At 60.2% G+C, this 25061-nt stretch carries 25 protein-coding genes; 7 read left to right on the top strand and 18 right to left on the bottom strand.

Annotated features, from left to right (window positions below):
- Window positions 1–14: 14 nt before the first annotated feature.
- Together CAG00_RS06490 and CAG00_RS06485 are read right to left on the bottom strand one after the other, a co-directional pair.
- Window positions 15–953 (bottom strand): ArdC family protein, encoded by a 939-nt coding sequence (locus CAG00_RS06490; protein ID WP_085663844.1) that lies wholly within the window; start codon window positions 951–953, stop codon window positions 15–17.
- A gap of 704 nt (window positions 954–1657) precedes the next feature.
- Window positions 1658–2023, bottom strand: coding sequence for a DUF3085 domain-containing protein (locus tag CAG00_RS06485; protein WP_085663843.1), 366 nt, complete (start codon window positions 2021–2023; stop codon window positions 1658–1660).
- Window positions 2024–2476: 453 nt separating this feature from the next.
- On the opposite strand from CAG00_RS06485, the gene CAG00_RS06480 reads away from it, so the two are divergent.
- Window positions 2477–2839 carry a hypothetical protein gene (locus CAG00_RS06480; protein WP_085663842.1) on the top strand — a complete coding sequence of 121 codons (363 nt, stop codon included), beginning with the start codon at window positions 2477–2479 and terminating at the stop codon, window positions 2837–2839.
- A gap of 4 nt (window positions 2840–2843) precedes the next feature.
- Here CAG00_RS06480 and CAG00_RS06475 read toward each other — a convergent pair whose 3' ends face one another.
- From CAG00_RS06475 to CAG00_RS06400, 16 genes are all read right to left on the bottom strand, one after another.
- A complete protein-coding gene (locus tag CAG00_RS06475; RefSeq protein WP_085663841.1) occupies window positions 2844–4382 on the bottom strand; it encodes a conjugal transfer protein TraG N-terminal domain-containing protein in 1539 nt (512 codons plus the stop codon).
- Between the two features lie 9 nt (window positions 4383–4391).
- A complete protein-coding gene (locus tag CAG00_RS06470; RefSeq protein ID WP_085663840.1) occupies window positions 4392–4697 on the bottom strand; it encodes a hypothetical protein in 306 nt (101 codons plus the stop codon).
- Window positions 4694–6049 (bottom strand): integrating conjugative element protein, encoded by a 1356-nt coding sequence (locus CAG00_RS06465; RefSeq protein ID WP_085663839.1) that lies wholly within the window; start codon window positions 6047–6049, stop codon window positions 4694–4696. The genes CAG00_RS06470 and CAG00_RS06465 overlap by 4 nt, the downstream gene beginning before the upstream one ends.
- Window positions 6049–7026 (bottom strand): TIGR03756 family integrating conjugative element protein, encoded by a 978-nt coding sequence (locus tag CAG00_RS06460; RefSeq protein ID WP_085663838.1) that lies wholly within the window; start codon window positions 7024–7026, stop codon window positions 6049–6051. Before CAG00_RS06460 ends, CAG00_RS06465 begins: the two co-directional genes overlap by 1 nt.
- 222 nt (window positions 7027–7248) lie before the next feature.
- Complete coding sequence (locus CAG00_RS06455) at window positions 7249–9990, bottom strand: conjugative transfer ATPase (RefSeq protein ID WP_085663837.1); 2742 nt, start codon at window positions 9988–9990, stop codon at window positions 7249–7251.
- On the bottom strand, window positions 9990–10409 hold the full coding sequence (locus CAG00_RS06450; RefSeq protein ID WP_085663836.1) for a TIGR03751 family conjugal transfer lipoprotein: 420 nt from the start codon (window positions 10407–10409) through the stop codon (window positions 9990–9992). Before CAG00_RS06450 ends, CAG00_RS06455 begins: the two co-directional genes overlap by 1 nt.
- Complete coding sequence (locus CAG00_RS06445; RefSeq protein WP_085663835.1) at window positions 10372–11880, bottom strand: TIGR03752 family integrating conjugative element protein; 1509 nt, start codon at window positions 11878–11880, stop codon at window positions 10372–10374. The genes CAG00_RS06450 and CAG00_RS06445 overlap by 38 nt, the downstream gene beginning before the upstream one ends.
- Entirely contained in the window at window positions 11870–12676 is an 807-nt protein-coding gene (locus tag CAG00_RS06440) for a TIGR03749 family integrating conjugative element protein (RefSeq protein WP_085663834.1), read from the bottom strand. Before CAG00_RS06440 ends, CAG00_RS06445 begins: the two co-directional genes overlap by 11 nt.
- The gene (locus tag CAG00_RS06435; RefSeq protein WP_085663833.1) at window positions 12676–13314 is read right to left on the bottom strand and encodes a PFL_4703 family integrating conjugative element protein; all 639 of its coding nucleotides are present in this window, start codon (window positions 13312–13314) and stop codon (window positions 12676–12678) included. Before CAG00_RS06435 ends, CAG00_RS06440 begins: the two co-directional genes overlap by 1 nt.
- Window positions 13311–13712 carry a TIGR03750 family conjugal transfer protein gene (locus CAG00_RS06430; RefSeq protein ID WP_085663832.1) on the bottom strand — a complete coding sequence of 134 codons (402 nt, stop codon included), beginning with the start codon at window positions 13710–13712 and terminating at the stop codon, window positions 13311–13313. Before CAG00_RS06430 ends, CAG00_RS06435 begins: the two co-directional genes overlap by 4 nt.
- 7 nt (window positions 13713–13719) lie before the next feature.
- A complete protein-coding gene (locus CAG00_RS06425) occupies window positions 13720–14097 on the bottom strand; it encodes a TIGR03745 family integrating conjugative element membrane protein (protein ID WP_085663831.1) in 378 nt (125 codons plus the stop codon).
- A 15-nt stretch (window positions 14098–14112) separates the two neighbouring features.
- Window positions 14113–14352, bottom strand: a complete 240-nt coding sequence (locus CAG00_RS06420) for a TIGR03758 family integrating conjugative element protein (RefSeq protein ID WP_041167230.1) — start codon at window positions 14350–14352, stop codon at window positions 14113–14115.
- Window positions 14339–14683, bottom strand: coding sequence for an RAQPRD family integrative conjugative element protein (locus CAG00_RS06415; RefSeq protein WP_085663830.1), 345 nt, complete (start codon window positions 14681–14683; stop codon window positions 14339–14341). The genes CAG00_RS06420 and CAG00_RS06415 overlap by 14 nt, the downstream gene beginning before the upstream one ends.
- A gap of 129 nt (window positions 14684–14812) precedes the next feature.
- A complete protein-coding gene (locus tag CAG00_RS06410) occupies window positions 14813–15235 on the bottom strand; it encodes a helix-turn-helix domain-containing protein (protein WP_085663829.1) in 423 nt (140 codons plus the stop codon).
- A 445-nt stretch (window positions 15236–15680) separates the two neighbouring features.
- Window positions 15681–16838 carry a S9 family peptidase gene (locus CAG00_RS06405; RefSeq protein WP_085663828.1) on the bottom strand — a complete coding sequence of 386 codons (1158 nt, stop codon included), beginning with the start codon at window positions 16836–16838 and terminating at the stop codon, window positions 15681–15683.
- Window positions 16839–16929: 91 nt separating this feature from the next.
- Entirely contained in the window at window positions 16930–17877 is a 948-nt protein-coding gene (locus CAG00_RS06400; protein WP_085663827.1) for a LysR family transcriptional regulator, read from the bottom strand.
- 279 nt (window positions 17878–18156) lie between these two features.
- Between CAG00_RS06400 and CAG00_RS06395 the strand changes: the two genes are divergently transcribed.
- From CAG00_RS06395 to CAG00_RS06370, 6 genes are all read left to right on the top strand, one after another.
- Window positions 18157–19098 (top strand): VOC family protein, encoded by a 942-nt coding sequence (locus CAG00_RS06395; protein WP_085663826.1) that lies wholly within the window; start codon window positions 18157–18159, stop codon window positions 19096–19098.
- A 2-nt stretch (window positions 19099–19100) separates the two neighbouring features.
- A complete protein-coding gene (locus tag CAG00_RS06390; protein ID WP_139832737.1) occupies window positions 19101–19442 on the top strand; it encodes a Rieske 2Fe-2S domain-containing protein in 342 nt (113 codons plus the stop codon).
- 141 nt (window positions 19443–19583) lie between these two features.
- Window positions 19584–20708 carry an FAD-dependent oxidoreductase gene (locus CAG00_RS06385; RefSeq protein WP_085663824.1) on the top strand — a complete coding sequence of 375 codons (1125 nt, stop codon included), beginning with the start codon at window positions 19584–19586 and terminating at the stop codon, window positions 20706–20708.
- A 138-nt stretch (window positions 20709–20846) separates the two neighbouring features.
- The gene (locus CAG00_RS06380; RefSeq protein WP_085663823.1) at window positions 20847–22529 is read left to right on the top strand and encodes a DUF1302 domain-containing protein; all 1683 of its coding nucleotides are present in this window, start codon (window positions 20847–20849) and stop codon (window positions 22527–22529) included.
- Between the two features lie 11 nt (window positions 22530–22540).
- Window positions 22541–23905, top strand: coding sequence for a DUF1329 domain-containing protein (locus CAG00_RS06375; protein WP_085663822.1), 1365 nt, complete (start codon window positions 22541–22543; stop codon window positions 23903–23905).
- A gap of 56 nt (window positions 23906–23961) precedes the next feature.
- Window positions 23962–25059, top strand: coding sequence for a YCF48-related protein (locus CAG00_RS06370; RefSeq protein WP_085663821.1), 1098 nt, complete (start codon window positions 23962–23964; stop codon window positions 25057–25059).
- Window positions 25060–25061: the final 2 nt, after the last annotated feature.

Genomic DNA, 25061 nt, shown 5'->3' with positions numbered 1-25061 from the left:
CTGGATGAGTGGAATCACACGGTGAGACGAGTTGGCATATCAGTGGCTTGATCAGACTGCAATGCCAACAGGTACTCAGAAGCTTCCCGAGCCTGACCACTGGCGCGGAAAATGGCTCGTTTGTCTTCCTTGAGTATCTTCAGCCAGGACGCCAGGTATTCCTCGTGACGCAACTCACCTGTGGTACCGGTGAGTGCGCAGAGAAACGCGGCGCCCATTTCTGCGACCAGCTCCTCGAAGGCATACGCCGTAGAGCCGAATGCATGCCCGCCGGTGATACCTTCACGGTTCAGACGCGACCGGTGGCCCGACCAGTGCGTCAGCTCATGCAGAGCTGTTGCGTAGTAACTGCCGGCGTCTTCGAACTGCGCCTTCGTTGGCAGTTGGATCACATCACGAATCGGCTGATAGAACGCGTCATCGCTGTAGCGATGCTCGATACGCGCCCCGCTGGCGACCAGCAGTTGCTTCGCCGGTTCATGATCGATGAAGGTCGCGGGCTCAGTGTGCTTGGTGGAGGCTGGCTCCTCGTCAGGCAAGCCTTCGGTCTGCTCGACGTTGAACAGGCAGTGCGTGCGCAGGAGTGCGAACTGCACCCATTTGATGTTGCCCTGTTCATCGCGAACGACCTGGCCGTCCTCGTCATGCGCCTCCTTGCTCATCGGTTTGTACAGTACCGCGAGGGTGGATTGCTCGCCTTTGCGCACATGGCCTCCGGCTTTGCGCGCCTGGTTGTAGGTCAGCCAGCGATCTTGGGTGAAGCCTCGCAGTCGCGCCTCTGCCCACAGTAGCGGAATGTTGATGCCGGCGTAGGGACGCCGAGTGATGGCGTTGATAGGAAAAGGCCCGTCAGCGCTTGAACCTGTGGTGGTCCAGGGCTTGATCCAGGGGATCACGCCTTGGCTCAGGGCGCTGACGATTTTGTTGGTGACGTCCAGATAGATGTCGGACATGACGTTCTCCGATTGTGAAGGGGAACGCCACCCCATCCGGAAGGTGTTCCCGGTTGGGGTAAGGGCAGAGGAAGTGCTGGTGTGTCAGAGGACTGTGAGATCCACCGAATGCTCAGCTGGCAAGCGGATGTGCAGGAAGGAAGGGGCGCTACGTGGCGTGATGTGGGCCAACTGCAACAGCGAAAGTTGTTCGGCCGCAGATGGCGCGACGCCCTGTGGCAACTGAATGTGCAGATCAGTTGGGGAGGGTGACGAATGAATAGCAGCCGCCAGAGCACTAGTGAGCAGGATGGACAGACGTTGTGCTACCTGATCTGCGGAGACGTTTCCTGGGCCAGGCTTCATGAGTTGCTGCCATACGCCAGGACTGAGCACGATGGCCGTGGAGAGGCTGCAGTGGCTTGACATGAGTACCTCCGGAGTAGATCGCGCGAGCACCTCAGTCGAAGTGTGGCGGGGCTTAGTTGCTGTAAATATTGCAGCGAGCAGGGAGTGCCTAAGCAGTAAAAAACCTGTGTTGAGCGGTGGTCAATGGCCACTCAGGAACATCACAAATAAGCCTATCCAGAGCGTTCCAAGGAAGGCTGGGCGCTTTAGCTTTCTGATAAATGGCGACCTCGGATGGGGCGGAAGGCAGCCGGAAAGGCGCTTCCAGAGGTCCCGACAGCGAGCCCTCTGAAAGCGCCTGTGACTTAGGTCGGTGGTTATGATTTTCCAGTCGGCTCGACCTCGGCGGCCAAGTACAGGTGGGTGGAGGTGGCTTCGACCACCAAAGATCCTGCTGTCCCGCGAAGACTGGCCAGGACAGGATCTTCGATGTCGAAGTACTCAGCGAAATCGTCACCGCCGAATTCGTCTTTAGCGCGATTCCACCAGGTATCGAAGTCGTCGACCTCGGGGTTGCAGCCAATGGCATACGCCACTCGCTTGCGGCCGCTTCCATCGGGTTTGCTCTCGCCGATCTCGGCCATCAGGTAAACGCCGTGATCCTTGACCAGCATCACTTTGCAGCCATTGATACCGGCCTCGGCCAACACCGCGTGAAGTTCAGAGCCTGTGAAGCGCAGCATGATGAAATCCTCCAAGAGGTGCGGAGGAATGCTTCCCGTGCGGGAGAATTCCCAGCACTGGAATGGTTTGAGTAGGCGCGTCGAAGATGCAGGCTTTGGAAGCCTGGGGATTTAGAGGGCGTTCATCACCGCGGGAACGGTGACCATGCGAGCTGCCGAACGCGAATCGCATTTGGGGACAACCATCACATGTGTGACGTAGCCTCGAAGGTTATGGCTACCTGGGTGCTGGAAAACCAGCGTTTGCAAAGTTCGTTTAACAAGCGGCTCAGCGGAGCGTCAAGGGCGTCTTATGTGAGTCAAAGCGATGTGAGTCCGGGGAGTGCCACCAATGATCACCACTACTAAACTAGGCGATCAGCGGTCATTGAAATCGGCGGAAGAGGAGTAAGCTTTAGCTTGGATCCAAATTCTCTCTAGCTCGTCATAATGAGTAGAGAAGGGTGGTGTTGAATGACTCATCAAGCCTCTTCGATTGCCGGTCATACTACTCTTGGCAGGCATTTAATTCGCGCTGCTGCTCGCACAGGGCGCGTGGCAAATCAGCTCGAAACCCGCATTCTGCGATCTTCTTTGTTGGCTTTTGTACCGTTCCAGTATCGAAAGGTAGGCATCCATATTATCAAATTGGTGCTGGTGCTTGCCGTTGCATCCGTTGCGTTGTTCCTGGCGATTGGGATGATTGCGATATGGGCCTTAGCCGCACTGCCCATTTCTGAATCTTGTGATGATGAACCCGGGGTGCATGAAGTCAGTCATCCGCAGCATCAGCACAAGTACCCAGAGCTGTATGACGAATTTGGCTCGCTCAGATGAGCCCCTACTTCATTTTCTGAACTCCAGTCATGAGGTGTGATGAACCTTTTCCGGCTTGTGTCTGGGCAGCCTCTGTCCCTCTGGTGAGGAGGGTTTGGATGCCGCTCCCTACGTTGTAGCCTGCCCAACTCATAGCTCCGATGAAAAGCATTGGCAACAGCACAAACATCGCGCCCATCACATATTCGATCACCTGCGCGGTAACCGTCCCATCCATGAGTCCTGCTGTTGGTAACGACAACAACGCTTGGTCTGTGGCAGAGACCTGGTTGTACAGGGTTTCGAGCATGCTCGAATCGATCCAGCGCGCGAGCTCCCACCAGAACGTCAGCATGTGCAGGGTGAACAGCGCAAACGTGATGGTCATGAGCGCCTTGAGTTGGTAGGTGCTGATCAGCAGCACCAGTGGCAAGCTGATGATCGTGCCCATGATCAGGAATGCCTGAACCATCGGTAAGGCTGCACGCAAGGCATTCATCGCCGGGAAATTGCTGAACGAGCCCAGGGCCAGGCCGGTGTTGGTGGCCAGGTTGTTAAGCCCTTGCGTCAGTGAACCGCCCCGGGCACTGCTGCCGTAGTCCTGGAATACCTGCCCGGGTGCCATGCTCAACGATTGCTGCCGTGGGCTTACCAATTCGCGCAGGGTGGCGTCTTCAATCTCAGTAGAAGTGCGCCCGGTCAGCCAGCCTCGCAGCTGCGACAGCAACGACGGATCGACCTTGGCCACCAGGCGATCACGTAAGCCGACCGTGCCATCGCTCCACCACTGCTTGCAGGTGGGATAACCAGCACCGTTGTCGAGCTGGGGCAGGGAGGTATCTCTCGTCTCGTCGTATGGCCAATCGACCCTGGGCATTCGCGAGCGATCGGTATCGTAGTAGCCCGGTGTGTTGAGCAGGTAGGTCGAGCCGATCCAGGACGCGTCATAGCTCTGCGCTTCGTCGAGTTCGGGTCGATTGGTAAACAGCCGTGAGCGCGAAAAGCCGTAGCAGTCCCGGGTGAAATCGGCGACCTCCTGCAGCAGCACCTGGTCGTTGATTCGTGAGCTGTCGATCTCCATGCGCATCGCACGGATGTCAGGTGCGCAGGGGATCGATGCGGTCGCGGCGGCGGTGATGCCCTTGCTCATGGCATGCACCAGGAACCACCACACCGGCACGTTCGCTGACTTCTCGCCGATGGTGTTGAAGGTCGTGCCCCAAGCCGTTTCCGCAGGTTTGGCCATGGAGACGCCACAGCGCTGGCTCGCAGCATCGTCAAAGCTTACGGAGGACAGGTTGAGCGGAAAGAACGGCATGCAGCCAAACAATATGACCACGTAGCTCATCCACAGCCGGTTCTCGACACGGGGGATCGACAACAACCCCTTGTTGCCCTCGTCGGCACCCTGTTGGCGGGCCGACAGCCATTCCTGCAGGATGATCGCGCCGAACGGAGCGGCGAACAGCCCGGTGTCCGCCAGCGTGTTCCAGATGCCGTTATTGATGATCCAGGCCAGCAGCGAAAGGTAATACTCGAGGTAGCTGTTGGTGCTCATGTTCATGGTTGCACCTCACACGCGAGACAGTTCGACCAAGATGATCGAGCTGAAGCCGATCAATCCCAGGCGCTTCAGCCGTTGTTGATCTGCAGGCGTGGGCCGCCTGCGCAACGCTGCGGCCCACCCGGTAAAAATCAGGGTGTACAAGAGCGCACGCCAACACACGAAGTAGGGCGTTGTCCCTCGCGCAGGTTCGAGCCAATTCAACTGGGCCACGGACAGGTGCAGCGCCATCCAAGCCATCAACAACATCCCTAACATGGCGCCGAGGATCATCAGCACACGTGCGAGCGTGGATTTCACCGAAATCAAGATCATGGCGTGCTCCTCTCCTGTTCGGCTCGGCGCAAACGGTCCGGCTCCGGATCACGCTGATCGATGTTGCGCGAGGCATCGGCGCCGCCGGCGTGGCGATCGAGGACCAGGCTGGCGGTGTTGGTGGCCAGCGACTGGCGTACCTGTAGCTCGGTTTGCAGCAGGCGGATCTCGCGCTCCAGCGTTTCGACGTTGCCATTGAGGGCGCTGGTGGCGGGCTGTGCTGAGGCCACGTTAGGCTCATGGCTGCCGGCAAACAGCGTGCGCTGCAGCAGCATCGCCTTGTAGATCACGCTCGATAGTGCGGTTTCGCTGGCCAGGCGCCGGGCCAGCAGGTTCTGGTCGGGGTCGTCGCGCAGCCCCTCGATGACACTGCGGGAGACCTGCAGCAACGGGCTAGAGACTTTGCCCAGGTTCTCTGGTGTCGGCTGCTTGGCACCCGATACCATGCGTTGCAAGCCTTCAAGGTTTTCCGTGTAGATCTCCTGGATCAGCGGCGACAGGCCGGTACCGGCAGTTACTCGCAGCGTCTCGCAGTCGTCGCAGGTCTGCACCTCGGTTTCCCCGAGCACACGCGTCGCCCACTCGGATGCCTCCTCAGGACTCGACCAGGCTTGGCAGATGGCGCCATTCTGGCAACCCGAACCAAGGGCCGAGGTATCCTCGACCGCCCGGTTGTGCAGCAGGTTGTAGCCGGCTTTGACGACGTCCGACGTCACCCGGATGGGTTGCTGGCCGTTGCCTCCGGCTTTCTGCCCACCGACCCAACTGACGCCGTTGTTGCCGTTATTGGATTCGGTGTCCCTCACCGCCGTTACGGCATCACCGCCGGACTGCTCGAGGTTGTGCTGCATTTCCTGGTTCTGCGCCAGCGCGCCCCAGCCGGCCTGGTCGACCTTGTCGGCCATCTTCGCCGCCATTGCCTGGCAGGTGAGCTTGGATCGGTCGAAGTCGATCCGTCCCTGCAGAACACCATTGCTCAGCAGCTCATACAGCCCGGGGTTGGCGCGCTGGATGATCATCGCCGGCAGCGACATCACTGCCTGTGTGGCGTTCTGGATGACGTTGCCCATGATCTGCTGGAAACCCTGCGTGGCGCCATTGAGCTGGTTCTGCAGGGTGTTCGAGAGGTTCATGTTTCCGCACATCATGTTGGCGCGCCATGACATGCCCACGCCAAGGCCATTGGGTCGGTAAAGTGAGGAGGGAGCTCCTGCCGCCGAACCACCGCCGATGGTGTACATCACCCGGTCATCCAGGACCGGTGCCTGGTCACCCAGGTGGTAGCCGTTCTCGGCGGCGTGGCCCACGGCATAGACGAGGAAGCACAGCAGACCGAGCGAGAAGGTCTTCATCATTGGCCTCCGTCAAAATCGATGCTGAACAGGAATGTCTGGCCCATGCGCTGGCAGCAGCGGTAGGGTCGCCACAGCGACCAGGCATAGGCGCCGTCGGCGCTCTGGATCGTTGGGCTGGGGAAGATGGCGCAGGTGCTTTGGATCACCGGCGCGAGCATTTGCCAGCGGTGGTTGTTGACGTTGTTCTCAATCACCGGCTGCGGCGGCCAGTAGCCGGGAGCGGGCATCGGCTGCAGCGGCCGATAAACATGCGGCTGGCCAGCGCGGGTGATGAAGTCACTGGCACGCTGAGCCATCACGGCAGCCGCCTTGAAGTCGTCGGGCTGCACCAGAAATCCGTGGCGTGGGTAGACGCTACCCCACATGTCGCCGAGTGCCTGGTTGCCGATCTCGCGCATTCCCGGCACCAGTACCTGCGGGTAGACGGATTCGGGAATGGCCTGGCGCCACGCCAGCGGGTCGAGGGTACTGAGGTAGTAGGGTGCAAACGGCACGGCACCGCTTGGGCACGCATAGCCGAACGTGTGCGCCAGGGCGGTAAGTGCAGCTCCGCCAGGGTGCCCGACGCCATCGACATTCTTGAACCGTGGCAGGTTATCGCGTTGCGGCGAAGGCGTGATCAGGTTGCCACCGCCTTGTGATGCTGGCGTCGGCGTCGACAGTGCCGACATCTCGCTCCAAGGATTGCCGCCGGTATCGGCGTAACTCGACACCACCAGCTCGGGAATGAAGTGCCGGACCTTCGGCGAGGTGCGCACCGTGCAGCCGAACGGCGTGCACAGCAGCCAGTAGCAGATCCCGACGACCCGGTACTCCAGGCACTGCAGCGAAGTGACGGAGGCGATGATGGTCGGGGTGGTCAGTGCCAGGCACTGCTCGGCGGCGATGAGCAGAACCGCCGCAGTGAGCGCACGACTTCGGCCGGTCTTGCTGGGCTTCGGTGATCTGCAGGCGGTAGAGGCGGTCAGGTTCATGGGCAACGCTCGGCAGGTGGCAGCGGTGTGCATCCATGCGCCAAGTTTCAGCATCCCGGATCCGGCACTGGAGGACGGGAAACAAACTGAGCCCGGGTTTATCGATTTCGTCTGGCGGCTGATCTGGCAGAGCTAGTCAGGCAGATTACCGAAAGAGTACAAATGTGCTCTTGCCGATTTTTTGCTGAACTAAGGGCTTGCGAACAGTCCTGGCGGTATCGGTCACACCATCTCACGCAGGTAATCGATCTCCGCTGCGACCTGCAGGGCGGCCTCCAGCTCGGACTGCTGGTGCTCCTCCATCAGTCGCCAGCGTTGGGCTTTTTCCTCGGGCTCGGTCATGGCCAGTGCGAGGTACAGGCTCGGCGGCACCGCGCGGAACAGCGTCTCCAGGTTCTTCGACAGAACCACGCCCTCGGTGTATTTGCCTGAGGCTTTGCTCGCGGAGAGCAGCAGCGCCTTTTGCGCCGGCGTCAGTTTCTTGAAGCGGGCGATTTCCTCGATTTCCGCCGGCGGCATGTTCAGGCAGATCCACCACTCGATCATGTTGAGCATGGTCTGCGCCGAGTCGGGGAAGTCGGCCAGGTTCTGCGTGGCCAGCCAGAACCAGGCACCCAGCTTGCGCCACATCTTCGTTCCCTTGACTACAAAGGGGGCGAGTAGCGGATTCTTGGTGATGATGTGGCCTTCGTCTGTGACCATGATGATCGGACGCCCGAGGTACTGGTCGCGCTCGGCCAGGTTGTTCACCGTGTTCATCAGGCTGATGTAGCTGATCGACATCTGCGCCTCGTAACCCTCACGGGCGTAGGTGGCGAGGTCGACTATCGTCACATCGCTCTCTGGCCAGGGGGTGCCGGGCCGGTCAAACAGGGCGCCCTCGAAGCCCTGGCAGAACAGGTCGATGGACTCGGCCATCTCCTGGGCGCGTTCCCGGCGTTTGTCAGGCAAATGGGCGTCGCTGGCGACCTGGCGCAGGGCATCGCGGACATGACGGGTCAGCACCTGTTGTTCGGTCGCTGCACAGTGCTGGGCGGCATCAAGGATGCACTCGCGGATCAGGCTGCGATCCGCGCGGGTCAGGCGTGCCTCTTCCTTGGCTTCACCACCGGTGATCATCAGCCGGGCGGTGATCTCCAATTCGCCCAGCACATCGCGCTGCTCATCACTGTCCGGCGCAGTTTCATCCAGGTCTTCGGTCGACAGGCTGGCCACCTGATCCGGGTGCTCGATCAGCCGCCGGGCATGGGCGAACGGCGCCAGGCTGACATCACTGCCTGGTTTGAGCTGCACCTTGTTGACGGACAAACCGAGTGTGGCGAAGTAGTCGCCCTGCAGGCCAAAGGAGTTGCCCGCTTCGACAATGAACAGCCGCGGCCGGTACACGGCCATGACCTGCATCAGGATAGAGACCAGGGTGGCTGACTTGCCAGCGCCGGTCGGCCCGAACAACAGCAGGTGGCCATTCATCGAACGGTCGAAACGTGACAATGGGTCAAACGACAGCGGTGCACCGCCGCGGTTGAAGAAGGTGATGCCCGGATTGCCGGTACCGATGCTGCGACCCCAGAGCGGCAACAGGTTGGCAACATGCTGGGCGAACAACAGCCGGGTGTACCAGTTGCGCGTGTCTCGGACCGGGTTGTAGATCATCGGTAACCAGCGCAGGTAGCTGTTGCACGCCGCCACTTCATCGCCCTCGCGCACCGGATGCAGGCCGGCGCCGAGCAGCACGTTGGCAGCCTGGACCGAGCGCTGGCGCAGTTGCTGCTCATCCGCACCGCGCAGGTACAACGCCAAGGTGCCGCGGTACAGCTTGTGCTGGCGCCCAATCAACGCGCGGGCTTCTTCCACGTCTTGGCGGGTTTGGGTTGAGGCGAGGTTCTCGCCGATGGCTTTACGTGCTAGGCGGTTGAGCTGCTCCTCGAGCACATCCTGGGGAGTGATCACTAGGGTCAGGCTCATCACCGCCTGCTCGGGTAATTGATCGAACAAGGCGTTCAAGGCTTCGCCCTTTCGCGTTTCGCCGGTCAGCTGGCCGATATGCGGTGGCCTGCGCAGCTTGTCGACCACCATCACCGTATGAGGTTGTTGATCGAAGTACCAGAGGCCCTGTTCGCTATCGGAGCGCGGTTCCTGGAAAAACAGCCGCTCGGCGAAATCGTGGTCGAACGGCAGCGGCAGCTCCTGGCCGTCGTCCGTCTCCGGATAGGGCACCCGTCGATAGAACGCCGCGGGGGATTCGCCGGTGAGAGCAGGGGACGGGTTGAACCAGGGCAGCAACCAGGCGTAGAAGTCGCGTCCGGTCAATCGTCTAGGGCTGACCCCGCAGGCCTGCAGCGAGGCGACCAGGCGGTCGCAGGTGCGGCTCAGCAGCTGAGTCGGGCTCTGCCCGTCTTCGTCCCCCTGGTCTCCGAGCCAGCGGTAGACCACCAGGCGAATCCGCCGATTGCTGCCGCGCCAGGGCAGGTGGGACACGACATGGTCGTCGAACAGCCCCCCAGGTTTAGCGATGGCGTCGAGGTGACGCTGCATCGAAGCGAGGAAGGCTTGGGTAAACGGTGTGCCGCGAGACCTCGGCGCGATATAGCGCTCCAGGCGTTCGAGGTACGGAGCAAAGTCACTGTCGTCCTGGCAGAAGAACTGCACCACCCAGGGCGTCTGGTCCAGCTCGTCGAAGCTGTCCTGCAGCGCATCTTCCAGGGCGTCGCGGGCCGCCATCAGCCACTCGGGCTCACGGCCCTCGGTCCCGATCGGCTGCAGCTCGAACACCGCGCCCACCGAGCGGTTGTCGTCGAGCAGAAAACACTGCTCGTCATCGAGGTACTCGACCCAGGGCAAGTGATCGGCAAAGCTGGGATTGTGCGCATACTGTGCGGCCTCGTCGGCAAGCGTCGCGCGCCGGCCCTGTGCCGCGCGCCAGGGCTTCCAGCGTGGCGGGTCGCGACTTGCGTCATCGGCCATCACAGATCGTCCAGGCGTTCGCCGGGCAGCGCGTACTGGACCTTCTCGTACAGCGAGAACACCGTGGAGTAGCCAGGTACCGGTGCCTGCTGGGTACCGGCCAAGTGCGGGTACACGTACATGACCAGGTCCGGATTGGGCAGGCGCGGGAACTGGGCGCGGATTTCGTTGGCAGCCGTTCGCGTGTAAGCGCTTTGGTTGCCTATCAGGCGCTCAGGGTCGAGCACAGGACGGCGCAGTTCGCCACGCGCTTCCTGCAACTGCTCCTGGGAACCGACGGAGCCACCGCCGTTCCAGATGTCCAGCATGGTTTGATCTCCGTGGGGCAGCATTTCCTCCTTGCCGGTGGAGCAGCCGGCCAGGTGCAGGCCGAGCAGCAGGCTAATCCAGATCCAATACCGAGACGGATGGGCTTTCATGGTTCACTCTCCGGCCTTTGGGTTCGTAGTCGATGTTGATTTCGTGGTCCAGGTGCAGGGCCACTTTGGCCCCGGGCGGTACGTAGATCGCGGCGAAGGCTTCGCCGTAGAGCTTGTTGATCCACTCACGGATGTCGCCGATGCCACCGCTGATCACCGAATTCAGCGCGCTGTTGCCACTGTTCTGGGTCAAACCCAGGCTGCCGCTGGACGAATTGATGAACGAGGTGTTGGTCTGCTCGCTGCCCAAGGCCGCGGCGAAGCCGGCGCCGGCCGCGGTGATCAGGCTCTGGCTGCCCAGGTATTGCTGGGCGTTGGAGCGGCGCTCGCCGGAAATGCAGGGAATGCCGTAAGGGTCGGAGATGTAGCCCACGCCACCACGGATCTTCTCGGTGCCCGAGGTCTGGTTGCTGCTGCGATTGCGGCTGACGACCTTCTGCGGCTGCGGCACTGTGCGGACAGTACCGTCGTTGAAGACAAAGGTGATCGATTCGACCTGGCCGCGCACGCAGGACAGCGTCCAGTCGCCGGTAGCGGTGCCGCTCATGACCGCGCCGACCACGTCCGGCAGGTCGATGCCGTTTGCGGTGAGGTTGTCGGGCCCCACCAGCACCTTGAACGGATAGGGATCGTTCACCGTGCCGTCCACCGGTACTCGGCCAATCAGCGCGGTCATCGCTATCGAACCGATCAACGTCGAGTTCTCGGGGATGGTGTAGACGGGCCTGGCGCCTTCGGTACGGCCCTGGGCGTTCCCCAGGTCACGTTCGCCTTTCGCGACGGCACGCAAGCGGTCCTGGCCGCGGTCGATGGCGTTGTTATCCAGACCATGCAGATCCTTGAACCTCGAGGTCAACGACGACAGCGGCCCGTCGGCTGTGCCGGTGTCCTCTTGGCCGGCGCGTGCATTCGACGGTTCGATCCATTGCACTGCGTCGGCCGCCGATTGCGCAGCCGAAAACTGTTGCTCGTCGCCCGGCTCAAGGCCAAAGCCTGCGGGGAGATCCGACTTCGCGGCCGGCTTGTTGGTGAGTTGGTCCTTGAGCCTGGACAGCAGGCCCTGGGTTTCGCGTTGCTGCTGTTCGGCCTTCTGCCGGGCATCATTGGCCTGCTGGCGCTGCTCGGTGACCTGCTGGGTGACGCTTCTCAAGGTGCTCTGGATGCGCGTGTCGATATTGCCTTCGCGCGAGCGCAGCCGGTTGTTCTCGGTCTGCAGCGCATCGTTGCCTTTCTTCAGCGTCTGCATCTCACTGCGCATCGCTTTGACCTGGCCGATCAGCGTCGCTACGGTGTCGCGTGGGGTGTCGCCCGCGATGCCCAGGGCCTTGGCCTGTTCCGCGCTGAGCGTGGTCTTGTCTGGATCATGAGCGGGCTGGCCGTCCGGAGCAGCCATCCAAGATTTGAAGATGATCAGCACGATGCCCAGCAGGACCCCGGGTACCAACCACTTCAGCAGGCTGTTAGCTTTCATGATCGGCAGCCTCCGGTTTTGGCGGGGGCAACAGCAGCGCGTGCTTCAGGTCACCGCCGCGGGTGACGAGGTAGGCCACGGTGGTGTCTTCAGGCGTGCCCGCGAGACCAAGGTCTGCGTGCTGAAACGTCGCGGCGTACAGCGTGGCCTGCAGGTGACGCGGGTCTAGCGCGACCTTGCCGGGCCCGCGATTCACGATCTTTACCGCCGTTACCCAGTAGCCGCCCAGCCGCCACGCTGCAAGCGCCTTGATCGAAACCCGTTCGGTCGGCAGCAAGGTGCTGAACGCGATGGAGTCGCTCAGCGGTACACGCCGTACACCGGGCAATGGCGCCACGGTACGCAGAGGCGCATAGAGGTTCTGCGCAGCATACCGGGTAAGCACCACCGGGATCGGCGTCGCCGCAGGTGCGGCATCCTTCGCGACTTCCATGTCTGGCGACTGAGCCTGGGCCACGATCTTGACCGGTTCCAGCGCCTCGCTGCCCTCAAACGCCTCGATATCGATCAGGATGATGTCGCCCGTTTTTACCGACTGCAGCTGCAGCCGGGTAGGAGGGAGCGTTTCGGCGGCGCGCAGGTACACCGTACCCGCGACGGACTGTACGCGGAGCTTGCTGGCGATCGCGCTGGGCAGTCCAACGCGAACGTCTTCATCGAGCATCAGGACCCGCTCCTGGCCCACCGTGAGCGGAACGGCCAAGGGCAAGCGTTCCCAGTATTTGACCTCGACGGCGCCGACCGCTGAACACCAGCCGCTGGCCATCACCAGAATTAGGATCAAGACACGCATCATCACGCACCTCCCGGCAGTGTCAGCTTCTGCGGTGTGCCTTCGTAGCAGTCCAGCGCCAGGCCCCACTTATTGCGTTCAGGGTCGACGTCGAGGCGCACCACGCGCAGCGGATAGCGCACCACCACGCGTTTCACCGGCTCCGCGGCGTAGTATTCGTCGGCGTTGAGGTCGAGCTTGACCAGCCAGCTGTGCTTATCCAGCTGCTTCACACGTAGATCAGGGTCGTCGCTGTAGCCGCGGCCCAGCACCTCATACACCCCTCGCACCCGGCCACGCAGTTCGCCGGCAGCCTTGCGGTATTCGAAATCACCGTCGAAGAACGTCTTGCAGGCTGGTGTCAGGTAGGGCTGCAGGGCAAAGATCGCGCGGTGGTAGTCGACCTCACCGTCGGTGGGCCAGCGGTTGAGTTGGCCGAAGATGTACAGGGCGAAGGCGTAGATGTTCTCGGGGGGCACATCCCACCATTTGCGCGTGCTGCCGGAGCGCAGATCAGGTGGTACGTGAATGGTGAGTTCGGAGGGCGCGGCCTGCCAGCCGTACCACAGCCCGCAGCACAGCAGCGCCAGGATTGCCACGGCAAGGCGCAGGCTGAAAATATGCGCCTGCTGCGCATCCACCTTGTTGCGGAAGCGGCTCATGGGTTGGCTCTCCTATGCCGGCGCGTACGGCGCACGGTCCACGGCCCCGAATGGAGGATCAGTTGGTGGATACCGATGCCCCAGTGCACCGCCAGGTGCCACTGCAGGCGCCGGTACAACCAGGTTTCGGGGCGGGCACGCTTGGCCCGGCGCAGCAGCTTGCCGCCGCCGAGCAACACCAACGCCATGCATAAGAACATGCAGGTGGGTAAAGTCGCGATGGAGGCGGTGGCCACCGCCAGCGGCGCACCGAGGATCACGCCCAGCGCGGCACCGGCGATCAGGGCGACCCACATCTCGTCGTTAGTGAGGCCGCGCAGGACGGCCGGGTCACGGTTAAGTCGCTCCGGCAGGAAGGTCAGCGTGCCGTCAGGCAGCGTGGCAGGGGTGTCGAACATGAGGACCTCACAGAATCGTCGCGGCTTTGGTGAGGAACCACAGGATCACCACCACCAGCAGCGCGCCGACGCCGACTACGGCGCCGAGGTCCTTCCAGGTCTTGCGCTGGTTCTGCACGTCGGCGTAGACGGTGAGCGAATGCCAGGCCACGCCGAGGAAGGCGAGGGTGGCGATCAACAGGCCGAGCAGGATGCCGCCATCGTAGGCGTAGTTCTTGATGGTATCGATCAGTCCTGAACCTTCACCCCGGGAGGGCGCTTCCATGGTCGGCAGGTCGGCCCTGGCGAACGTCGAACTCAGCAAAACCAGACCGCCGAACAGGGCTTTTGAACAGGTGCTCCGCAGCAATTGAAGCGAGCGGTGGCAATGGTGGAAGAGTTTCATGGCAAGGTCTCCGGGTTACGACAGCATGAAAAACATCAGCACGATCAGGGCGAGGGCCAGGCGCAGCGTGCTGCCGCCGAGAGCGCCAAAATTGAGGTTGCCGGCCGCCCAGCCGCGGTAGCCGGTCCAGAGGGCCCAGGTGCACCAGAGCAACGCGAGCACCAATACCGAAGAGCGCCACAGCACCGAGCTGAGCTGCGGGGTGAACCCGGCCACGGCGGAGAATGCGCTGAGTTGGGCGTCAGTCATGCTCATTGGACGGGCTCGAGTGGGGCGCGTAAGCACGATAATTACCAGCCAGTTCGACCAGGTCGGCCGGCTGCGCGCGTGAGGGCGATAGGTAGTTGTTGATGCCGTGCCGCACGCGCTCCAAGTCCTCGATTAATCTGGAGTAGTCGAAGCGATAACGATCTCGGTCAGTGCCGGTGGTGCCGGTGGCGCTGCTGCGTGCTCTATCAGCCAGCAGCGCGATGGCATCGATCTGCCGCTGCATCAGGCCAAGATCGGAGCGTTCGCGCACGTCCTGAGCGGCGGCCGTGACGGCAACCAAGCAGATGATGAGTAAGGGGTAGGGGGAAAGCATCATGGTGAAATCCAGCTGAGTAACTGGTTTTCACAATGACCAGTTAGGCTGGCGGTGGCATGCGCTAAACGGAATGTAGAGGGTTCGGTTTTGTCGCACCGGCTGGGCGGCCGCTAGCTGGGGCGAGCTGCCTCAGTCTGAAAAGGGCAGCTCCGGTTGCATCGCGCCTACCTGCGTGGCCCTTGGGGCTTTGGCGGAGGAGCGCCGAAGTGCACGAGGTGCTCTACCGATTACAGGTTCATCGCCCAGCGTAGCCCGAAGACCTGGGATGCACCCATCTTGTTCCAGGTCCCTGATTTCATCTCGGAGCGTCGCAATGAGCTCATTGGCTGACTGTCCAGTATGTTCGCTCAAGGTCAACGTGAGAATTGCCAGTGGGCTCAAGTTCAGCCGTTCGCTGAGCTGCTCCAGCTTATCGAGGGTGATACTCGACCGACCAGCTTCCAATTTGGACAGGTAGGTGCGGCTGGTGGTATCGGCAAATTCCCGTTGAGTGATATTTCGCATGCCGCGCATTGCCCGCAGTACATTTGCAAACGACGACTTGAGCGTCATGAGGTCACCCGCGAGGCTTGGTCATTGAGCAGCATTGAAGTGCAAAGTCATCTGAGTGAGCAGACATCCTATCTGCCCAGACGGGTGTTCGCCAAGGGTACTTGCGCTATACGCGGTGGCAGTTTGGGTGGGGCTTGTAAGTTATTGGCTTGATCGACAGGAGCCTCATCCCTGGAAGGCTGATGCTCCCGGAAGCCGTTGCAAGATGGGAACAGCGCACCACGCCTGAAGTATTCCCTGCAGCACTGAGGTGAAGAGATGTCTTCATTTTCTGTCTGGCACCACTTGTTGCTTTTTCAAGACGCGCTCTGGTGGTTTAGCAATGTCTGCAATGGGTCGATTGCAGTCAGTCGTGACTGACTGAATCGCCCCTGATTTCCTAGGCACCTCCAAACGTCATAATGAAGCTAGGAAGTGCCTACGAATAACATAGGCAATCCTGCGCTCAGGCGAGACGACCTCCGAGGGTTTCAGCAACCCAGTCGGCTATAAAATGACCAGCGTTGATGCTGTTGTCGAAGCTTGAGTGCTGGACTCCACCGGTACGCTCGTCGAAAATTTTCAGCTCGCGCTTCGGGCTGTTGATCAGTTGCTCATAGGTGCGTTCGGCCCACTTCACTGGAATTTGCGAATCTTTCGAGCCGTGGGTAACCAGGAATGGAACCTTGATGCGATCTAGGACGCCGTCCAAGTGCACGTTCTCGGCGATGCGCATGAAGTCCTCCATGTCCTTGGCTCCCCATACCCACTGCACGTGAGCCCAGTAGTGCGGTACCGGGAAGTTACCTTCCTTCTCTAGACGGCGCTTTTGCACATCGCGCCAGTCGTGGTTGGCACCCCATACGACGCCGCAGGCGAAGCGTGGTTCGAACGCCACTGCGCGCGGACAGTAGTACCCGCCGAGGGATACGCCTTCCATGCCGATTCGCTTGGCATCGACGTCGCCGCGGGTCTCCAGCCAGTCCACCACGCGGCTAGCCCAATGTTCGCTGTCGTATCGCGCAGTCAGGTGGTGCAGGCGCAGCGCCTCCCCGGTACCCGGCTGATCGATGATCAACGAAGACACGCCACGCTTGGCCAGCCAGGCGGGCAGGCCGACGCGATATTTCATTTCCTTGGTCGAATCCAGTCCGTTGACTTGCACCAACAGCGGAGCCGGCCCCGTGACACCTTCGGCGCGTACCAGCAGGCCGGATAGATGGACTCCCTCGTAGGGTATTTCTACCCGCTCGCAGTTCTCCTTGGACAACTCGATGCTGCGCGCGAAGGTTTGTAAAACGCGCTGATAAAGCGCTTCGCGACCAGGAGCTCCATGAGCCTGAAGGCGCTCGCAGGTGAGGTAGTACGTCGAGGCCCGGTTGTATTTCTCGCCAGCTGAGAACATGCGCCCAGCGGCTTCATCTTCCTCGGCCATGCTGCACAGCTTGTTGGCCATTTTTGCCCACGTCTCGCGAAAAGCCGCAGTACCGGCGGCATCCGGATGTTTGGCAGCTTCGGCCAGCGGCTTGCACATCTCTTCGATTTCACCGATGCGTGCGCCCATCTCGATGGCCAGGTTGACGGAAAGGTCCCAGACGTAATTGGTAGGGAAGTAACGGAACATTCTTATTGTCCTTTAAGTTCGTCTGACACGCCCAACTTGTAGGCGTAGTGCCGAGTCACCTTAAGGACCCACGCGCCGAGTAGGCTAATCGTTACTTCGGATGCGAGGTATCGCGTTCTGCGATGCCTGGAGCCGCGTGATCGACCGTCTTGATGAATTCGTGAATGCGTTCACGTAGCCATCGATGCATGGGATCTCCGTCCATGCTGCGGTGCCAGAGCATGAATTCACGCATGGCCGGAATTTTCACGGGCGTGGGCAAAATGCGTAGTGGCAGGTATTTAGCATAGAGATATGCCAGCCTACGGTGCATGGTGGCGATGCGCTGGGTGCCGACCACCAATTGTGCAACGGTATTGAAGTCGTGAGTGATCACTTCCAGGCGACGATTGAAACCGTACTGGTTCATGAACCATTCTTCGATACTCGAGCTGCGGTTGCGACCGAAGCCTACTGAGATGTGCCCCAACTCCATGTATTGTTCAAGCGACAACTGCTCACCCACCAATGTGTTGCCCGCCCAGACTACGCAGACGTGCTCTTCCTCGAACAGCAGATGCGAGGGGTGTCCTTCGATTACATAGCGTTCCGGGACGATCATTAGATCGATTTCACCACGTACCAGTAAGTCGCCATCGTTGGGCGCGATCATGTCGAATGTGATGTGAGGTGCCTGTTCGTGAATCTTCTGAATCACCTGTGAGAACAGCACAGTGATCAGATAGTCGGACGCCATCAGCTTGAAGTGCCGTTTACTTGAGACCGGATCGAACACCTGTTTCGTGGTGATGGACGAACGAATGGTCAAGAGTACTTCGCGCACCGGTTTGGCGAGTTCCAAGGCATAGGGGGTAGGCTGCATCTTGCGGCCGACTTGCACCAGTAATTCGTCCTCGAAGAATGTCCGCAAGCGACCTAGAACACCACTGGTGGCGGACTGAGTCATGTGCAGGCGTTCGGCCGCGCGGGTGATGTTCTGCTCTTCCAGCAGCACATCCAAAGCGACCAGCAGGTTCAGGTCGAGATGGTTGAAGCGCATGTTCATTTTTCCGGAATGTTGTATTTATTTTCGAGATACATTTGCCGCCAACTATCGTTTAGTCAACCCTTTCTGCTCACTCCTCAAGCCATGGCGCCTGCGAATGTGCCTTGCGCCATGTATTGCGTTTGCCGATACGTCTCATCCCTACACACGATTGGTCCACATCGTCGGCTTCCTCCATCGTGAGCGCCAAGTCGTGGCTCTAGCGTGCTGCCCGGCTCCCTCACCGGCGTCCCGCCAACGCGCCGGGAAAACAATTTCAATGGAGTGGTAGTAATGAAAATCATTGGCCTTGACGCGCTGGTATTTGGCGTCGATGACATTCAGGCTTGTGCCGACTGTCTGCGCGACTACGGCCTGGCCGCTGTCGAGCTGAACGAAGGAGGAGGCCGCTTTGAAGCGCTTGATGGCACAGCCATCATCATTCGTCGGCATGACGATCCGACCCTACCTCCTGCCTTGGGGCCGGCGCCTTCCCTTCGCGAAACCATCTATGGCGTCGAGTCTTCGGCCGACCTTGATGCGATTGCCGACGAGCTCGGAAGTGACCGTGCTGTGGTGGGAGATGACCGGGGTATCTTGCGTAGTGTCGACGACCTGGGCTTCGCCCTGGCGTTTCAAGTTACCTGCCGTCGAGCCTTCGAGGCTGAGGCCGATCTGACCAATGCGCCCGGGTCGCCTCCCCAGCGCCCGGCCAACAAGCCAGGCATCACGCCGGATATGCCAGCACTGCCACGTACGCTGTCGCACGTCGTGTATTTCGTGCCTGATGCCGCGAAAGGCGAAGCGTTCTACCGGGACCGTTTAGGCTTCGTCACCACCGATACCTTCGTCGGGGTCGGTCCGTTCATGCGCACCGGAGCAATGGACGATCACCACTGCCTATTCATGATCCAGACACCACCGCACATGCGCGGTTGCGAGCATTTCACCTTCCACATGGGCAGCGGGACCGAGGTGCTTCTGGCTGGTCGGCGGTTCGAGGAAAAAGGTTGGACCAGTTTCTGGGGGCCGGGCCGTCATCTCTTCGGCTCCAACTGGTTCTGGTACTTCAACAGCCCGCTGGGGTGTCACATCGAATACGACGCAGACATGGACACTCATGATGATGAGTGGGTGGCCCGTCAAGCGCCGATGTCTGCGGATAACTCGCAGCTATTTCTGTTCTCTTCCCGCGAGAAGTGGGCCCCTGGCGGTCCGCCGCCCAAGCAGGGTTGAGCGTGTTTGTAGCGCTTTGCCGGCTCGATGAACTGGTGGAGGGGCAGTCGCGTGGGTTCGACCCGTTGCAGCGTGGCAAGGATAGCCTATTTGCCCTGCGTTACGCGGGGGCCCTGTACCTCTATCGCAACAGCTGCCCGCATCTGGATGTTCCTCTGCACTACCGCAAGGACCGCTTCCTGTCTGCCGATGGTTCTCGAGTCATCTGCTATGCGCATGGCGCCCAATTCGTACCTGACACGGGTCTTTGCGTGTTCGGACCCTGCTTGGGTGAGCGGTTGGTGGCCGTACCTTGGAGGGAGCAGGAGGGGTGGCTGGCGGTCGATGAGCTGGCATTGCAGTGAGTTGAGGTATCGCGATCGACGATACATCGAATTCGAACATGCGATTAGTCAAATTCCTGATTTGGCCAGAAGCTGAGGGTCAAGGTGCACCGCACCACGGCCAGCGGCCATTTCAAATAAGAACAAGAAGCGAGAAGTGCCATGAATTCAGTTAAAAATGTTCTGGTCGTCGGCGGTGGAATTGGTGGTCTTTGCGCCGCTATCGCGTTGCGCCGCAAGGGTATTAGCGTCGACTTGGTCGAGCTTAAATCCGAGTGGACCGTTTATGGCGTCGGTATCATTCAGCAGAGCAATGTGGTGCGTGAGATGTCGCGCCTGGGCCTGCTCGATGCTTATCTCGATGCGGCCTATGCCTTCGAAGACGTCGCCATCTATACCACCGACGGTCAGCCAGTGGCGCGCATCCCAGGTCAGCGCCTGGCCGGTCCTCAGTACCCCGCCAATGTCGGTATTTCTCGACGTGCCCTGCACAAGGTGCTGAGCGAGACGACCATCGAGCTCGGCGCCAAGGTGCGCCTTGGCACCACTGTGCAATCCCTGGAGCAGGATGAAGACGGCGTGGATGTCGTACTGACCGATGGCACCAGGGCTCGCTACGACCTCGTGGTGGGGGCGGACGGCCTGTACTCCAAGGTGCGCGAGATGCTGTTCGGCAACAAGTACATGCCGCGATTCACTGGCCAGGCGGTATGGCGCTACAACTTCCCGCGTCTGCCGCAGATCAATCATCTGGCCAACTATCAGGGGCCTGCAGGTAACGCCGGTCTGGTACCGCTGTCCGACGAGCTCATGTACATGTTCACCACCTCCCATGAGCCAGGTAATCCCTGGATGCCCAACGACTCCCTGGCTGCCGAAATGCGCCAACGCCTGCAAGGCATGGGTGGACTGATCGCCGAGTTGCGTGAGCAGATTGCTGACAATGAGCAGGTGGTCTACAAACCGCTCGAAGCCGTGTTCGTCGACGAACCCTGGTATCGCGGTCGCGTCCTGATCATTGGTGACGCCGCGCATGCCACTACTCCCCATCTGGGCCAAGGTGCCGGCATGGCGATCGAAGATGCCCTGGTGCTTGGCGAGGAGCTGACCGCTGAAGGTGATCTGAGGCAGCAGTTGGCGCGCTTCATGACCCGTCGCTTCGAGCGCTGTAAATACATCGGCGAGAAATCTCTCCTAGCTGGTGAGAGGGAGATGGCGCGCGATCGCGACTTCGATCGTATCGGTCTGGTCAAGGAAATGCTGGAGGTCACCGCTCGACCGATTTGACGCCGTGAAGGCGGCCGCGCTCGCCGATCTGCCGCCGGCGTGACCTTGCACAGGCGCTTTACACGATCCGCGTGACCTTACAGCGATGTGTAAAGAAAGCAAAAAACGCTCATAAGAACAAAAAAGAGGCATATATCGATGGCAAATCGAGAGCTCGTTGCACCTTGGCGAAAGCTGGCTGCCGAACGCCTGACTCTTGCCGCAGCACTATTGGCATGTACTAACCAGGCGTTTGCATTCCAGATTGATACTGGAAACCCTGATTTCAGTCTGCGCTGGGATAACACCATAAAGTACAGCGCCGCCTGGCGTATGCAGGACCGCAGCAGCAAGCTTTCTGAGGGACAGGTCGCGCGCAATCAGGATGATGGTGATCGTGCTTTCGGTAAAGGCCTAATCTCCAATCGCCTGGATATCCTCAGCGAACTGGACATGGGCTTTCGCGACTTCGGTGCCCGTGTCAGTGCAGCCGGTTGGTACGACACCGAGTACCAGAAAGACAGCGACAACAATGATCCTGCCCGTGCCAACGCCCGCTCGGTTGCCTATGACGAGTTCACCGACGATACACGCCACCTGCATGGTGGGGACTCCGAACTACTCGACGCTTTCGCATATTGGAACGGCGAGCTTGCCGACAGAGCCCTGTCGGTGCGCTTGGGCCGCCATGGCCTGGTGTGGGGCGAGAGTCTGTTCTTTGGAGCTAACGGCATTGCTGGCGGCATGGCGCCCGTTGATGTGGTAAAGGCGGTTTCCGTGCCTAACACGCAGTTTAAGGAAATCACGCGTCCAGTCAGCCAGATCTCCACGACCTATCAACTTACAGATGATCTTTCCCTCGGCGCCTTCTATCAGTTCGAGTGGGAAGAGACACGCTTGCCAGGAGCGGGTAGCTACTTCTCCGTGAGTGACACTATCGGAGAGGGCAATGAACGCTTGATCGTGGGTGATCCGTTTCCAGCATTCCTCGGTGGTAATCCGAACAGCCCAGCAGCGTTTTTTCACGGTAAAGACAAGAAGGCCAGGAGCTCCGGACAGGGGGGGGTGCAGTTACGCATCACTGACGATACGGTCGAATACGGCCTGTATGCCATCCAATATCACGACAAGTCGCCCAAGCTCTACCTGAAACCCAGTGCCAGCCCCGAGTTCAGTACCGGAAAGATCGGCGAGTATTACTGGGTTTACCCAGAAGATATCCGGGCGCTGGGAGCCAGTTTTATCACCACGATGGGTGAATATAGCTTCGCGGGTGAAGCCTCCATGCGCTGGAACATGCCACTCGTTTCCAATGGCCAGACGGTCCTTCCCGGCGTGGACGCGGACAATAACGATGATGCCCTGTACGCCATCGGCCGAACCGCACATGTCAACCTCAACATGATCGCGTCGTTCGGGCCGAATTTTATTGCCCAAGAGTCTGGACTGGTCGCCGAGGTCGCCTGGAACCGTCTGCTCAAAGTTACCGAGAACCGCAGTGCGCTGGACCCCAATGCTACTGACGACGCGGTTGGCATGAAGCTGGTGTACACCCCTACGTATCGCCAGGTCATGCCTGGCATCGATCTCAGTGTGCCAATCGGTGTCAGCTACTTCCCAATGGGTAAATCCGCTGTAGTCGGCTCTTTTGGCCCAGACAAGGGCGGGGACTTCAACATTGGCGTGAGTGCCACCTACCTCGACCGCGTCACCCTCGGGCTGACTTACACACACTACTACGGCCCCGAGGACACCAATCTGAACTCGGCCAGCCAGTTCAATTACAAGCAGTCGTTGAAAGATCGCGATTACTTGGCCTTCTCCGTGAAAACCACATTCTGAGGATCGCGCACATGGCTATTCAGTTTGCACTCAAGACGTTTTGCCTGACGCTCGCAGGAGCGATGGCCCTGAGCTTGCAGCCAGTGATCGCTGCTACCGCCGACGATCTTGGCAAAAGCCTGACACCATTTGGCGCTGAAGCATCCGGCAACGCCAATGGCAGTATCCCTGCCTGGACAGGAGGCATGACCACGGTCGATCCCTCCTTCAAACCCGGTGGCAAACGTAGCGATCCATTTGCCTCGGAAAAGCCGCTGTTCAGTATTACCGCGAAGAACATGGCCCAGTACGAAGGCAAGATTAGCGACGGTACCAAGGAGATGCTCAAGCGCTACCCAGACACCTATCGTCTGGATATCTACCCGACCCACCGTACTGCCGCCGCACCGCAGTGGGTGTACGACAACACCGCGAAGAATGCGCGTAACACCAAGCTGGTCGAGAGCAGTGCGGGCCTGATCCCAGAAGGTGCCTATGGCGGTATTCCGTTCCCAGTGCCGAAAAACGGCAGCGAGGCGATGTGGAATCACCTCCTGAACTGGCGTGGTACGCCGCTGGCCATGGATTTCCGGCATTACCTGGTGACTGCCGAGGGTACACCCGTCATGACTACGGACGGCAAAGCCATCCAAGAGATGCCCTATTACTACCAAGAGGGTTCGGCTGATAAGTTCGATGGCGATTACTGGTTGTTCCGGTTGACCAACGTTGGTCCAGCCCTGCGTGCGGGCGAGCAAATCATGGGGCGCACGAATCTGAACGGCGACAAGAGTCAGGCGCACGTCTATCTGGCGGGTCAGAGACGTGTGCGCAAGCTGCCCAACGCCTGCTGCGACACGCCGACTCCGGCTACCGCCGGCGTCATGTCCTTCGATGAGTTGAATGTGTTTCAGGGGCGCATGGACCGCTTCAATTGGAAGCTGGTCGGTAAGCAGGAAATGTACATCCCCTACAACACCAACAAAGTGCAAACCGCGAACAACCCAGAAGATGTATTGGGCAAGCACCATATGAACCCGGACTACGTACGCTGGGAGTTGCACCGCGTATGGGTCGTGGAAGCTGAGCTTGCCCCTGGCAAGCGCCATCAATTGCCGAAAGGGCGTTACTACCTCGACGAGGACACTTGGCAGGCCATTCTGGGTGATCGTTGGGATGCCAACGGCCGACTGTCCAAGAGTCTCTGGTCGCTGCCGGCTGTCATGCCGGACATCCCCGCAGTGGCGCAACTGTCCTCTGGTTTCTACGACCTGACCTCCAACACCTGGTTCATCCAGAACCTCTATGCGGGCAAAGCACAGCAGTACGCGATCGTCGATCGCTATAAGTCCTCCGAGTTTTCGCCAGCAGCCATGGCCGGCCGAGGCGTGCGCTAGAGCCTGATCGGGAGGGCCCATGAGCCCTCCCAGTTCGAAGCAGTTCGAGGTGAATGATGAGCAGATCGAGATGGACAAGTGGCCTTCTTTTGACCCTTGCCTTGCCCTTTTCATTAGCCACGCAAGCACAGCCGCTGGCTGTGGCTGGCGTGTTGCAAAGCCCTGCGATGCAGATATCGAATGCAGCGCATGCTGTTTTCAGCAGTGTCGTGTGTGCAGAGGACCGACTGGTTGCCGTGGGCGAGCGGGGGTTGATCCTGTTGTCGGATGACAATGGCCTGATCTGGCGTCAGGCCAGCGTGCCGGTTTCCGTAGGCTTGACGGCAGTGCAGTTCGTTGATGCACAACATGGCTGGGCAGTAGGCCACTCCGGTGTGGTGTTGTTTAGTGAGGATGGCGGTGAAAACTGGCGGGTGCAGCTCGAAGGGCAGCATGCTGCTGAGCTGGAATTGGTTGCGGCCCAGCAGGCGCTGGGCGTCACGGCGGATGTCGACTCGGCTCAGGCGCGTGTCGAGATGGCGCAGCGGCTGATGGATGAGGGGGCGGACAAGCCGTTCCTGAACCTGCACTTTACCGATCAACAACACGGCCTGGTCGTCGGCGCCTATGGTATGGCACTGCGTACTGTCGATGGTGGAAGGACTTGGCAGTCGGTGGCCGGCCAAATCGACAACCCGACAGGCTTGCATCTGTATGCGGTGGCTCAACAAGGCAGTGACTGGTACCTGGCCGGTGAGCAGGGTTTCCTGGCCCGCTCCAGCGATGATGGTCGGCACTTCGAGCAACTGCCCAGCCCCTATGAGGGCACGTTTTTTACGCTGGTACCGCGACAAGACGGTTCGCTGTTGCTAGGCGGACTGAAAGGCAATGCCTTCCTCATCCGCAGCGCTGGCAAGGTAATTGAACCGCTGGCAGTGCCCATGCCGGTTTCATTCAGCGATGGCACGCGCCTTAAAGATGGCCGTGTGCTGCTGGCCAATCAAGTGGGTGCCGTGTTCGTTCTGGGGGCTACCAGCCACCGTCTGCAGCAGCTGATCCCACCCCAAGGGCGGCCTCTTACCGGGCTGGCCCAGGCCGCGGACGGCAGCCTGGTCGCTGCTGGGCTGACCGGTCTGTCTCAGCTGTCTTCATCTGCTGCGAAGGTTTCGGAGTGATT

The organism is Pseudomonas sp. B5(2017) (assembly GCF_002112825.1).
Classification (GTDB): domain Bacteria; phylum Pseudomonadota; class Gammaproteobacteria; order Pseudomonadales; family Pseudomonadaceae; genus Aquipseudomonas; species Aquipseudomonas putida_Z.
The sequence above is the reverse complement of the archived record's forward strand: the minus strand, read 5'-3'. Positions and strand labels throughout refer to the sequence as shown.